The 12,540-nt window shown below is 71.2% G+C and carries 10 protein-coding genes; 3 read left to right on the top strand and 7 right to left on the bottom strand.

What is annotated here, in order from left to right:
• Positions 1–27 precede the first annotated feature (27 nt).
• The 4 genes from AB0J87_RS16860 to AB0J87_RS16845 all read right to left on the bottom strand — a co-directional run bounded on the left by AB0J87_RS16860 (position 28) and on the right by AB0J87_RS16845 (position 4,079).
• Complete coding sequence (locus AB0J87_RS16860) at positions 28–354, bottom strand: DUF5709 domain-containing protein (protein WP_350723043.1); 327 nt, start codon at positions 352–354, stop codon at positions 28–30.
• Between the two features lie 33 nt (positions 355–387).
• Positions 388–951, bottom strand: coding sequence for a hemerythrin domain-containing protein (locus AB0J87_RS16855; RefSeq protein WP_363966096.1), 564 nt, complete (start codon positions 949–951; stop codon positions 388–390).
• A 35-nt stretch (positions 952–986) separates the two neighbouring features.
• Complete coding sequence (locus AB0J87_RS16850) at positions 987–2,240, bottom strand: MFS transporter (protein WP_363966094.1); 1,254 nt, start codon at positions 2,238–2,240, stop codon at positions 987–989.
• Between the two features lie 105 nt (positions 2,241–2,345).
• Complete coding sequence (locus AB0J87_RS16845) at positions 2,346–4,079, bottom strand: ABC transporter ATP-binding protein (RefSeq protein ID WP_363966093.1); 1,734 nt, start codon at positions 4,077–4,079, stop codon at positions 2,346–2,348.
• 70 nt (positions 4,080–4,149) lie between these two features.
• Here AB0J87_RS16845 and AB0J87_RS16840 point away from each other — a divergent pair, with 70 nt between their 5' ends.
• Positions 4,150–4,569 carry a MarR family transcriptional regulator gene (locus AB0J87_RS16840; RefSeq protein WP_350723039.1) on the top strand — a complete coding sequence of 140 codons (420 nt, stop codon included), beginning with the start codon at positions 4,150–4,152 and terminating at the stop codon, positions 4,567–4,569.
• A 3-nt stretch (positions 4,570–4,572) separates the two neighbouring features.
• Here AB0J87_RS16840 and AB0J87_RS16835 read toward each other — a convergent pair whose 3' ends face one another.
• Both AB0J87_RS16835 and AB0J87_RS16830 read right to left on the bottom strand, forming a co-directional pair.
• Entirely contained in the window at positions 4,573–5,562 is a 990-nt protein-coding gene (locus tag AB0J87_RS16835) for an amidohydrolase family protein (protein ID WP_363966091.1), read from the bottom strand.
• Between the two features lie 109 nt (positions 5,563–5,671).
• Positions 5,672–6,829 carry a helix-turn-helix domain-containing protein gene (locus tag AB0J87_RS16830; protein WP_363966089.1) on the bottom strand — a complete coding sequence of 386 codons (1,158 nt, stop codon included), beginning with the start codon at positions 6,827–6,829 and terminating at the stop codon, positions 5,672–5,674.
• A gap of 106 nt (positions 6,830–6,935) precedes the next feature.
• Here AB0J87_RS16830 and AB0J87_RS16825 point away from each other — a divergent pair, with 106 nt between their 5' ends.
• Positions 6,936–9,038 carry a M6 family metalloprotease domain-containing protein gene (locus AB0J87_RS16825; protein ID WP_363966087.1) on the top strand — a complete coding sequence of 701 codons (2,103 nt, stop codon included), beginning with the start codon at positions 6,936–6,938 and terminating at the stop codon, positions 9,036–9,038.
• 117 nt (positions 9,039–9,155) lie between these two features.
• On the top strand, positions 9,156–11,636 hold the full coding sequence (locus AB0J87_RS16820; RefSeq protein WP_363966085.1) for a tetratricopeptide repeat protein: 2,481 nt from the start codon (positions 9,156–9,158) through the stop codon (positions 11,634–11,636).
• 10 nt (positions 11,637–11,646) lie between these two features.
• Here the strand turns inward: AB0J87_RS16820 and AB0J87_RS16815 are convergent, their stop codons facing one another.
• Positions 11,647–12,519 (bottom strand): hypothetical protein, encoded by an 873-nt coding sequence (locus AB0J87_RS16815; protein WP_363966083.1) that lies wholly within the window; start codon positions 12,517–12,519, stop codon positions 11,647–11,649.
• Positions 12,520–12,540: the final 21 nt, after the last annotated feature.

Raw genomic sequence — 12,540 nt, 5'->3', positions numbered from 1 at the left:
GAGCGGTGACGGCGGCGCGGGGACGGATCACGTGAGGTTCTCGTCGGAGTCGATGCGGATGGCACGCTCCTCCGCCGACAGGTCGTTCCCGTCGTCGTCGCCCCAATCGAGGGCGATCTCCTCGCCTTCCGTGTCGGGTGCCAGCCCTTCGTCCGGCTGGGTCAGCCGGTGCTTGGGGCGGGGCTCGTGGAGCCGGTCCCTGGCCTCGCGGCGAAGGCGTTCGTCGAGAGTGTCCCGGCGCTGGGGGTCGTCTTCCTTGACCTCGTGGTAGAAACCGAGATCCTCGGTCCACTCCTCGAACTCGATCGCCTGTTCGTCACTGAAGCCGAACCGGTCAGGAGGTTTTTCGGTCATACGCGCCCCCTACCCAGGACGCGGCCCGAAATCCTATGACTTGGCCTTGCTTAGGGCTTGGGCCAACTCTTCCTTGTCCATGTGTGACCGTCCGGGAATGTCGGCCTTCTTGGCCCGTTCGTACAGCTCGGACTTGCTGGCGCCCTCCCGGGAGCCGGCCGGCGCTGCCTGCTTGGGGACGCTGAGCGCCTTCAGTTCCTCCGCCCTGCGCTCCTTGAACGCCTTGCCGAGCTCCCGCAGCCCCTTGTCGCCGACCGACTTCGCCAGCGCGGGAAGGATCTTGCTCTCTTCTTCCTCGACGTGGTGAGTGACGGATTCGACCAGTTTCTCCAGCGTCATGCGGAACTCGGGGGTGCCGGGCTCGGCCCGTACAAGGGCGTCGAGCAGGATCTCGGCCTCCTTGTGCTCCTCGACGCTGTGGTGGGCGTCGATGCGCGGATATACCCGGTCCTCCTCGGCCCGCGAGTGCGCGATCAGGAGGGCGTGCAGCTCCGTCACGATGGCCTTCTGGTTGCCCTGACCCCTCTTGAGCCGTTCGAAGAGCGATTCCACGGTCCGGTGGTCTTTGGTGATCAAGGTGATGACGTCGGTTGCCATGGGGCCACCGCTACCCGAGGGACCGGTGTTCAGTCTCAGGCGTTCTCCAGGGCGGGGCGCGGCCGTACCGCCTGCCTGAGCGTCCGGCCGGACAGCCGGGCCAGCCCGGCGGTCGCGAGCAGCGCGGCCGCCACGCACGACACCCCGCCGATCTCCAGCGCGGCCCGCGGTCCGAGCGTGTCGCTGAGCCAGCCGAGCAGCGGTCCGCCGAGCGCGCCCGACCCCGCGCTCACGATGGACAGCACCGCGATGACCCGGCCGCGCATCGGCTCGGGGGTGTCGAGCTGCGCGCGGGCCGAGACGGTCGTGTCGAGCGTCACCGCGCCGGCCGCGATCGGCAGCAGCACGGCCGCGAACGTCCACAGCTGCGGCATCAGCCCGCTCAGCGCCTGCGCCACCCCGGTCACGAACGCCGTGATCAGCAGCAGCCGGAGCGTGAGCCGGGGCCGGGCGGCCGCCAGGAAGCCGCCGAGCACGGTGCCGACGGCGAAGACCGTGGACAGCAGGCCGTAGCCGGGGGCGCCCGCGTCCAGGGGGCCGGCGCTCATGGCGGCCATGGTGACCTGGTAGTTGCGCCCCACGCTGCCCAGCACGAACCACAGGGCCAGCACGACGAGCAGCCACGGGGTGCGCAGCACGTACCGCAGGCCCTCGCGCACCGAGCCGCCCCGCCGCTCGGAGGGTGTGAGCAGGTGGAACTCCTCCCGGCGCATGGCCAGCACCGCCGCGACCACCACGAAGAAGCTGGCGGCGTTGATCAGGAACAGGCCCTCGTTCCCCGTGAACGGCAGCAGCACGCCCGCCAGGCTCATGCCCAGGATGCGGCCCGCGGAGTTGAGGACCGAGCCGAGCGCCATCGCGTTCGGCAGGTCGGCGGGCGGCACCACCTCGGCGCCGAACCGCCCGAGCGCCGGCCCGCCCAGCGCGTTGACCACCCCGCCGGCCAGCGCCACCCCGTAGATCGGCAGGACGGACTGGGCCCCGGTGGCCGCGATCATCGCCAGCACGGCCGCGAGCGCGGCCTGCGCGAGCTGCGCGGCGATCACGACCGGGCGGCTCGGCAGCCGGTCGGCCAGCGCGCCGCCCCACATGCCCAGCAGCAGCGTCGGCAGTGCCTGCATGACGAGGCTCAGCCCGACGCTGGTCGCCGAGCCGGTCAGCGTCAGGATGAGCCAGTTGACGCCCAGCACCTGCATCCAGGTGCCGGTCACGGAGATGAGGTCAGCTCCTGCCCAGAGCCGGTAGTTGTGGTGCCACAGCGCTCTGAACGTGGAGGAAGAGGGAGACAAAACGGGGTCCTAGCCTTCGAGATACACCGGGGGGTCAAACGCGGTGCTCGCAGGGGGAGATTCCGGTCTGACCAAAGTGTGAGGCAGGACACGCCCGTTTGAAGTTTAGACGAGCTCGAGCGGATGATCCCTGCTCACCAGCGCCGCGTAGTGGCCGGCGCGGGCCATCAGCTCGTCGTGGGTGCCGCGCTCGACGATCTTCCCGCCGTCCAGCACGACGATCTGGTCCGCGTCGCGGACCGTGGACAGCCGGTGCGCGATCGTGATGGTCGTACGGCCCCGCGCCAGCGCGTCGAGCGCCTCCTGCACGGCCCGCTCGGTCTGCGTGTCCAGCGCGCTGGTGGCCTCGTCGAGGACCAGCACCGGCGGGTTGCGCAGCAGCGTGCGCGCGATGGCCAGGCGCTGCTTCTCGCCGCCGGAGAACCGGTAGCCGCGCTCGCCCACCAGCGTGTCGTAGCCGTCGGGCAGCGAGGCGATGTGGTCGTGGATGCGCGCGGCCCGCGCGGCCTCCTCCAGCTCCTCGTCGGTGGCCGACGGCTTGGCGAAGCGCAGGTTGTCGGCGATCGAGGCGTGGAACAGGTACGTCTCCTGCGACACCACGCCGACCGCCTCGCTCAGCGTGTCGAACGTCAGCTCCCGCACGTCCACCCCGTCGATCGTGACCCGCCCGCCGGTGACGTCGTAGAGCCTGGGCAGCAGGTAGCTGAGCGTGGTCTTGCCCGAGCCGGTCTCGCCCACGACGGCCAGGCTGGCGCCCGCCGGGACCTTGAGGTCCACGCCGGTGAGGGTGGGGGTCTCGCCGTACGAGAAGTCGACGTCCTCGAAGCGGACCTCGCCGCGCACGTCCCGCAGCTCCCGCGTGCCGGGGCGGATGTCCACCGGCAGGTCCAGATACTCGAAGATCCGCCCGAACAGCGCCAGCGAGGTCTGCACCTCGACGCCCAGCCGCAGCAGCGAGACCATCGGCCTGAACAGGCTCGTCTGCAGGGTCGTGAAGGCCACCAGCGTGCCGACCGAGATCGCGCCCGTGTGGCCGACCGCCCAGTAGATCATCGCGGGCATGGCCGCCATGACGATCTGGATGGACGACTGCCGCCAGCGTCCCGCCATGCTCGTCCGCACGCCGAGGTCGGCCAGCTCGTCGGAGGCCCGGCCGAAGCGCTCGGTCAGACCGTCGGAGCGGCCCATGGTGCGGCCGAGCAGGATGCCGCTGATCGACAGCGACTCCTGGACCATGGAGGCGATGCTCGCCAGCTTGCGCTGCCGCTCGTTGGTGATGCGCTTGCGCTCGCTGCCGACCTTGCGGCTGATCCACACGAACACCGGCATGAGCAGCAGCGAGACGACCGTCAGCCGCCAGTCGAGCGCGACCATGGCGACGATCGTGGCGATCACGGTGGTGAGGTTGGAGACGAGGGATGAGGCGGTCGAGGTGACGACCGACTGCATGCCGCCGATGTCGTTGGCGATGCGCGACTGGACCTCGCCGGTCCTCGTGCGGGTGAAGAACGCCAGCGACATGCGCTGCAGGTGGCCGTAGACGGCGATGCGCAGGTCGTGCATCACCCGCTGGCCCACGGTGGTGGACATCAGCGTCTGTACGACGTCGAACACGCTGGTGATGACCGCCACCGCGATCATGCCCAGGGCCAGCAGCGCGAGCAGGCCGGCGTCCCTGGCCGGGATCGCCACGTCCAGCACCTCGCGCAGCAGGAAGGGCGAGGCCAGCGACACCAGTGACGACAGCAGGATGAGGGAGCCCACCAGGGCCAGGCGGCCGCGGTAGGGGCGGAACAGCTTGATGATGCGCCCGAGGGGCGCGCGTGGTTCCTCCGCCAAGTGGCGCCTCCTTTCAGATGTCCACTCAAACAGAGGTTAACTCATATTTGTTCCGGCTAAACTTATCGACATGGGAGAAAAGGAGCTCGCCGAGCTCTTGCACCTGGTCAGCCGGCGGTTGCGGCGCGGGTACGTGGACCGGCTGGTCCCGCTGGGGCTCAACCCGGGGCAGGCGCGGGCCCTCCGGGCGCTCGCCGAGGCCCCGGAAGCGCTGCGGATGGTGCGGCTGGCCGACGAGCTGCGGATCGTGCCGCGCTCGCTCACGCCGGTGGTGGACGCGCTGGAGGAGGCCGGGCTGGCGCGCCGCGAGGTGGATCCCGCCAATCGCCGCTCCACGTTGGTGGTGATCACTCCCGAGGGGCGCCGGATGGCCGAGCGCGCCCGCGAGGCCCGCCGGGACGCGGGTCAGGACCTGTTCACGGTCCTGACGGAGGAGCAGCGCGACCAGCTCCGTGACCTGCTGGGCCTGGTGGAGTCCCAGTTCCGCTAGCGATCAGGCCGCGGGGAGGACGGTGCCGCCGAGGACGGTGCCGAGGCAGGGTGGCTGGGCCAGGAGCGCGGCGTACGGGTAGCGTCCGCGGGCGTCGAAGACGGCGAAGTCGGCGCGGGTCCCCGGGGCCAGCGACCCGATGCGCCCCTTGCCCCGGTGCATCCCCAGCGCCCGGGCCCCGCCCATGGTCGCGGCCGCCACCAGCCTGCCGTCCAGCCCTCGGGTCCGCAGCCCGAGCTCGCGGGCGTGCTGCCGGATGCCCCGCGCCACCCCGAGTACCCCGCCGGTACCGCCGGTCGGACCGCCGTCGCCCCCGGTGCCGAGGGCTACGGTGTTGCCCTCGTCGAGCAGGGCCAGCACGTCGGGGGCGGGCGACGCGCAGACGGCCACCACGGTCTTGCGCAGCCGCAGCAGCTTGCGCTCCCCGGGGTCCAGCGGCCGGGAGACCGCCACGTGGCACAGCGGTCCCAGCACCCCCGCCTCGTCCAGCACGGCGGGGGAGAGCCGGTCCAGATCGACCAGCAGGCGCAGCCCGAACGTCCTGGCCAGCACCGCCACGTCCTCCAGCACCTGCGGGTCCGGTGTGTGCGCCGCGATCCCCACCGGGCAGGGCCGGTCGACCTCGCGGATCGCCGTGATCACCGCGTCCCGCCCGCGGGTCTCCCACTCCTCCTCGCTCGCGCTGGTCACCTCGACGTACGAGATCCCGGGCACCCCGGCGGGCTCGGCCAGGTCGGAGACCACCCTGGCCCGCGCCGTCACCCCGGGTCCGGCGGTCGGCCCGGAGGCGGACCCGGCGGCGCGGGCGTCGACCAGCCCGGCCACGATCATGCCGGTCCACCGCCGCTCCTCGGCGGCGGGGAAGGACGTGGTCACCGAGGCTCGCGTGCCCACCTCGACCACCCGGTCGCCCTTGAGTGCCACGGCCCCGTCACGAATGGGATCGGCGCATACCGGCAGGACGAGCGGGCCGGAATGGACCACGACGGGCATGGGCGCGCGCCTGTTCAGGACCGGACCGGCACGTTTCGCAGACGGCATCGGCACTCCCGTCGGATCATCCCTGTCAGGGCATTAAACGTGAGCCCTGTCAGGTTCGCAATTAGGACAAATTATGCGATTCTCTCGGTAAATATCGACCGGAGAGGCGGGCGAGTTTCAGGCTCAGGTGCAGCGCGAGCCGCTCGCCCCCGTCCTTCAGGTCGGTACGGGCCAGCTCCTCCACCCGCTGCAGCCGGTAGTACAGGGACGTCCGGTGCAGCCGCAGCGCCCGAGAGGTGGCGACCGCGCTCCCGGCCAGGTCCAGGTAGGTCTCCAGGGTCTCCAGCAGCGGCAGGTACTGGGCGTCGGCCAGCAGTCCCTCCAGCCCCGGATGCAGCTCCTGGTCGGGCAGCTGGGTGAGCATCCGGTAGACGCCGAGCCGCGCCCACTCGGCCGTGCGCCCGAGCCCGGGCACCCGCGAGGTCACCTCGGCCGCGTGCCTGGCCTCCCGGTACGACTCCGCCGCCTCCGCCAGCGCCGGCCTCGTCCGCCCCACCCCGACCACCACCGGCACCGGCATGGCCGCGTGCAGCTCGTCGGGGGAGACCGGCGGCCCGGCGGTCAGCAGCACGGCGTGGTCGTAGCGGACCAGGTGCAGCGGATGGTGACCGTTCAGCCGCCGCCGCAGCGCCAGCAGCCCCTGCTCCAGCCCCAGCCTGAGCGCCTCGTCCGGCTCGGCCCCGCGCGGCTTGGCCACCAGTACGGTCACCGGCTGCGCCTGCGGGAACGCGCCCGCCTCGATGAGCTGCCTGGCCGCGTCCCGCTCGCCCGCCAGCAGCCCGGTGACCGCCTCCAGCTCCCGGTGGGAGGCCAGCCCGCTGGCCAGGCTCTCGTGGAACAGGGCCAGCGCGAGTGCCGGGGCGGCGGCCCCGGCCTCGGCGATCTCGGTGTCGGACATGGCCGGCTCCGCGTCGACGAACCACAGGAAGCCGAGCAGCGCGTCCGCGTGCCGTACCGGGACGCACACCCGCGGCAGCAGGCCGAAGTGCGGCGCGCCCGGGGTGCGCACGGGCCCGGTCGCCTCGTGCACGCCGGCCGCCCGGAACCACTGCCGCACCTCGGGAGTGGTGCTGCGGCGCAGGATCGAGTCGCGGCGGATGTCGTCCATGGCGCCGTTCTGCTCGCTGTAGGCCACGACGCGTTGCACGCGGTCCTCGAGCAGCAAGGGGCGGCCGAGACGCGCGGCGAGCTCGTCCACGGTCCGCTGGAGATCCGCCACACCAACACCTTTACGTGGATATTTCAACAATTGTCGGAAAGACGACTACGGTTCTTCCCTACAACTGATCGGTGATCTCCGTCAATATCGTCTATACCGTCAATCCGTGATTGCCCCGAAGAAGCTGCTGAAGGGTTTGCTGGCGGCCATCGTGCTGATCCCGGTGAGCCTGATGGCGACCCCTGCTTCCGCAGCACCCCCCACCGATCCCGAGTATCCGTGGCGGCAGAACCACTGGCCGCAAACGCAGCCCTGGCAGCTCGACGAACCCGCCGACGCCCAGGCCCTGCGCTCCGACCCAGCCGGCGGCATCAAGCCGATCGATCCGCAGAACTGGGAGAATCCCGACAACATGACGTGGGCGGACTACAAACGGCCGCCCGGCACCAAGTGGAACGACCCCGCCGTCAAGGGGTCGAAGCGCACGTTCAAGGGCGCGCTCGTGCTGCTCGACTACCCGAACCAGTCGTTCGTGGTGACGCAGCCCAAGGGCTCGACGATCTACGCGAACCCGAGCGCCGAGGCCCACGACGTCCCGCGCGACCAGGTGGCCAAGTTCTACCAGGACTTCCTCAACACCCCGAACGACCTCAACAAGGGTCACACCATCCACGAGTACTGGATGGAGGACTCGGGCGGCAGGTACGGGGTGGAGCTGACCGGGTTCGGGCCCTACACGCTGTCGGGCAAGGACCACGAGTACGCGATGGAGTTCCAGGGCGGCACCGGCTGCCCGGCGGGCGACACCTGCAACAAGAACCTGCGTACCGAGGGCAACGCCGCCTGGATCGCCTCTGTCGGCGAGGAGGTGGCCAAGCAGTTCGACTTCGTCTTCTACCTGAGCGCCGGCCAGGACGAGTCGTCCACCTGGCAGGAGTTCGGGATGATGAAGTTCCCGACCAAGGAGGACGTGCCGGACGAGTGGGGCCCGCCGGACCCCGCGCTGCCCAACTGGGTGGCCACCCGCTACGTCGACTGGACCTCGTGGCAGGCCGGCTCCAACTTCTGGCCGAACGCCCGCTTCGGCATCGACTCGGTCCAGGCCGAGAGCTCGGGCATGGCCGTCTACGCCCACGAGCTGAGCCACATCATGGGCATCGCCGACAACTACAACAACCCGTACGGCGTGCCGGCGCGCAGGGCGTACACGGGCGTCTGGGAGATGCTCAGCCGCGGCAGCTTCAACGGCCCCGGCGGCCCGCACTCCCGCTGGCTGATCCCGCCGACCGCCGGCGCGTCCATGGGCGCCCAGCACATGCTGCGCAACAAGATCAAGCTGGAGATGGTGGACGAGCAGAACGTCTTACGCCTCTCGCGTGAGGCGCTCGACGAGTCGGGCCTGGTCACCGCCCGGGTCGTGGCCCGCGCCGTCCAGCCGGGCAAGAACGAGCTGTCCGGCGTCAACATCTCCTTCGACACCGGCGACAGGAGCCCCGCCTGCGACGTCACGACCAACCCGCTGTGTGACGGCGGCGGCTACGAGAACTACACGGTCGAGGTCGTGGACCGCGTGGGCACCGACTCCTTCACGCCCGACTCCGGCGTCCTGCTGGCCAAGACCAAGAACCAGGACCGGTCCCCGTTCGAGTGGGTGATCGACGCGAACCCGCAGGACATCGGCATGACCGACTACGTGCTGCCCGACGGGACGAAGGTGCCGATCACGGTCGGCGACTACCGCCAGCTCGCCGACGCCCTCTTCCACGCCGGCACGGACTCCGGCAGCGAGTACGAGTACGTCGACCAGGCCAACCGCCTTCACTTCTACGTCACCGACGTCAAGCGCGACCGCGACGGCGAGCTGTCCTACACGGTCGCCATCCGCTCGCTCGACGGCGCGGGCCCGCAGAAGCGCGGCGTCAAGCTGCTCCCCTCGGCCGGCCTGCCCACCGCCAAGAACATCTCCACCTGCAAGTTCCCGCTGTTCAACACCGGCAAGGCGGCCCCGGCGCAGGGGCAGCACCCGGAGGACGTCAGCGCCTACCTGAACTCCGACGTCTACCGGCTCAAGGCCGAGATCCAGGGCAAGGGCTGGACCGCCCAGCTCCCGAACGCGCTGGACTCCGTCGCGTTCGGCAAGCAGGACCTCGTCACCGTGAACGCCGTGCGCGGGACCGGCGGCGACCGCCTGGCCAGGGTCAAGCTCACCGCCACCTCGGAGAGCGACCCGAGCAAGACGGCGACGGCCACCTGTCATGTGATCGGCTAACAGATGAACGATGGGGTACGGCTGGCGCAAGCCGTACCCCATTGGCTTGAATTACCCCATAGGGGGTGTTCGTTGACAGGGGACTTACCTGACAAACCGCGCAAAAGACGTAGAAAGGTGCCATGGGCCGCGCCCATCTCCGCGGGCCTCGCGGCCGCCGCCGCGAGCGTGCTGACCGCCTCCGTGGACTGGGAGATCCCGCCGCTGGCCAAGATCGCCGTGACCGGCGCGGCGGCCGTACTCGTCGGGCTGACCACCTGGGCCACCACCGAGCCGCGCGAGCCCCGGCAGCAGGCGCTCCCCGCCCCCGGCCCGCACCCGCCCGACCAGTGGCCGCCGGTCCCCGAGCACTTCACCGGCCGCGCCGAGGCGCTGGCCGAGCTGCACGAGGTCTTCGCCGAGCGCAGGAAGACCCCCGGCCTCTCGCCACCCCTCGTGGTCTCCCTGTACGGCCGGGGCGGCGTCGGCAAGTCGGCGCTGATGACCAGGTTCGCGCACGAGACGGCCGGCTGGTTCCCCGACGGCAGGCTCTACGCCGACCTGCGCGGCGGCGTGGACGCACCGGTGCGCCCCGACGAGGTGCTGATCGGGTTCCTGCGCGCGCTGGACGTGCGCCTGACCACCGACCCCGGCGGCCTGGACGAGTTACGCAAGCTCTGGCTGACCTGGACCAAAAGCCGCAGGATCCTCATCGGCCTCGACAACGCCCACGACGCCGAACAGGTCAAGGCGCTGATCCCGGCCGAGCCCGGCTGCGCGGTGCTGGTCACCTCGCGCGCGCCGCTGTTCCTGAACGGCACCCATGACACGCGGCTGGGCGTGTTCAGCGAGGCGCACGGAGTGGAGCTGCTGGCCAGGCTGGCCGGCGGCGACCGGGTCGTCGACGACCTGGAGGCCGCCAAGGAGGTCGTACGGCTGTGCGACTACCTGCCGCTGGCGATCAACATCTGCGGCGCCCGGCTGGCCACCCGCGAGCAGTGGAGCATGCGCGAGATGTCCGCCCGGCTGGCCGACACCCGCCGCCGCCTCGACCAGCTCGAAGTGGCCCCGACGGTGGACAAGAGCGTGCGCGCCTCCGTGCAGCTCAGCTACGACGACTGCACGGGCATGCAGCGCCGCCTGCTGCGCCTGCTCAGCGCGCTCACCGCGCCCGACGTGCCCGGCTGGGTGGCCGGCGAGCTGCTCGACAGCTCCGGGCTCGACGGCGCCGACCAGCTCGAAGCCCTCATCGACGCCCAGCTCGCCGAGTGCTCGGGCACCGACCAGACCGGCACGATGCGTTACCGGCTGCACGACCTGGTCAGGGTGTTCGCCGCGGAGCTGGCGGAGCAGGACGAGGCCGAGCGGCGCAGGGCCGCCATCGAGCGCGTGCTCTACGGCTACCGCCGCCGCGCCGAGGAGGCCGCGCAGAACCGCTGGCCGCAGGACTGGAGCAAGGGCGGGCGCCGCTCCGACGCCGACGGGCAGGTCCGGGCCGGCGACTGGCTCAACGCCGAGCGGCTGACGCTGCTCGCCATGATCCACCTGGCCCGCCAGCTCCGGCTGTGGGAGCTGACCTGGGGGCTGGCCAGGGCGTTCTGCTCCCTGTGCCACTCGCTGCGCGCGTACTGGGCCGACTGGGTGGCCGTCGCCGAGCTCGGCTGCGAGGCCGCCGCGCAGATCGGCGACCGGCGCGCGCTGGCCATCGCGCTGCTCGACAGCGCCTCCGTGCACGGCGGCCTGGGCCTGCGGGAGCGGGCGCTGGAGGAGGCCAGGCGGGCGCTGGAGACGTTCGAGGAGCTGGGGGAGACCTGGTGGGCGGCCAGGGCCATGCGCACGATCGGCATGACGCTGTTCAGCGACGGCCACCTGGACCGGGCGCAGGACTATCTCATCGGGGCCATCACCGCGTTCAAGGGCGAGGACGACCTGTGGTGGATGGCCCGCACCCAGCGCAACCTCGCCGAGATGCGCATGTCGGAACGCCGTCCCGACGAGGCCAGGGAGCTGCTGGAAGACGCCCTGGAGATCTTCAAGCGGGACGGCAACCGCTACTCCGAGGCCCAGACCCTGCGCGTCTACGGCGAGGTGCTGGCCGCGCAGGCGCGCGTCGAGCACCGCGCGGGCGACCTCCGGCCGGCGGCCAACCTGTTCACCAGGGCCGGGTTCAGCCTCGACCGGGCCTCCGAGATGTTCAGGCAGCGCGGGGAGCTGTGGGAGGAGGCCCGCTGCCTGCGGGCCGCGGGGGAGGTCGGCGACCCCGACAACGGGCTGCGCGAGCTGGACTTCGTCCGGCGGGCCGAGAAGATCCTGGCCGCGCTGGGCGACTCGTGGGGGGTGGCCAGGACCGCCGTGTCGGCCGGGCGGGCCCTGGCGCGGCTGGGCCGGATCGAGGAGTCGGAGCGGGAGCTGCGGCGGGCGGTGCGGGGGTTCGAGGAGCTCGAGGACCGGTGGTGGATGGCCAGGAGCCTGCGCTACCTGGGGGAGGCGCACCTCGACGCGGGCGGCCGCGGGGCCGCGGTGGAGCCGCTGGAGCAGGCCAGGGACATCTACCGCAGCCTCGGCAACGAGGCCGGCATGCGCCGCACCCTGGAGCTCCTCAGACGCGCCGGCCCCTGAGCGGCCCGGATCACGTGAGGGGGGTCCTGATCAGCTCGCCCGCCGCCAGCCTGGCCTGGGCGATGCTCTCCTCGAACAGCTTGCGCACGTGCGCCGCCTGGTCGGCCAGCTCCCTGATGCGCTCGTGGGCCAGCTCGTCCCGCACGGTGTCGGCGATCAGCTGCTGGTATTCGGGGGTCTTGGCGGCCAGCGCCTCGAGCCGCCGGTGCGCGTGGTAGACCTTGTCCGCCTTGACCACCTGCTTGGCGTACTTCTCCAGGTGGCGGACGCGGTGTGACAGCGACGTCCAGGCGGCGTCCAGCGCGGTGGTGTAGGGCTTGAACGCGTCCTCCATGCCGGGCGGCAGCTCGCGGGGGACGATCTTGCCGTGCTCGGCGTGCATGGACGACAGCTTCCGCAGCCGCTGGGCGATCTGCCAGACCTCCTCGGGCAGTGAGACCCGGTTGTCGATGGTGTCGATCAGGCCGTCCCGGTGGACGCGGGAGGCCATGATCGCCTCGACCGCGTTCTGTGCCCTGCGCAGCAGCCTCTGGCAGGGGTAGTCCAGGTCCTCGGGGAGGATGAAGCGGTTGGCGTGGACCTGGGCGGCGCGGATCCGCCGCCGGGTCGATCGATAGGTGCCGTCCAACGCCATCCACCTGAACAGGACGATCAGCCCGAGCCCCACACCGGGGACCAGCAGGGCTGCCGTGCCGGTCGCTACGGCGACCACCATCAGGAGGGCCGGGATCACGAAGAGGAGGGCAGGGTTCTTCGTGGTGTCCACGCGCACACCGGATCGAGCCAGGCGGAGGATGTGCGGGCTGGACCGCAGCTCGACCGAGATCTCCGGGTGCAGCGTTGGATCGATCACCAGCCGGGGCGGCAGAGCTCGTGGATCCATACGTTCATGCTGCGTTATGAA

Origin of the sequence: Nonomuraea sp. NPDC049625, assembly GCF_040675285.1 — a bacterium.
In the GTDB taxonomy this organism is placed as follows: domain Bacteria; phylum Actinomycetota; class Actinomycetes; order Streptosporangiales; family Streptosporangiaceae; genus Nonomuraea; species Nonomuraea angiospora_A.
This window is presented reverse-complemented; position numbering and strand designations above follow the sequence as displayed.

Coding starts and splice junctions, on each gene's coding strand:
- AB0J87_RS16855 (WP_363966096.1), bottom strand. CDS start 951: ATGGCAACCGACGTCATCACCTTGATCACCAAAGACCACCGGACCGTG.
- AB0J87_RS16815 (WP_363966083.1), bottom strand. CDS start 12,519: ATGGATCCACGAGCTCTGCCGCCCCGGCTGGTGATCGATCCAACGCTG.
- AB0J87_RS16835 (WP_363966091.1), bottom strand. CDS start 5,562: ATGCCCGTCGTGGTCCATTCCGGCCCGCTCGTCCTGCCGGTATGCGCC.
- AB0J87_RS16860 (WP_350723043.1), bottom strand. CDS start 354: ATGACCGAAAAACCTCCTGACCGGTTCGGCTTCAGTGACGAACAGGCG.
- AB0J87_RS16840 (WP_350723039.1), top strand. CDS start 4,150: ATGGGAGAAAAGGAGCTCGCCGAGCTCTTGCACCTGGTCAGCCGGCGG.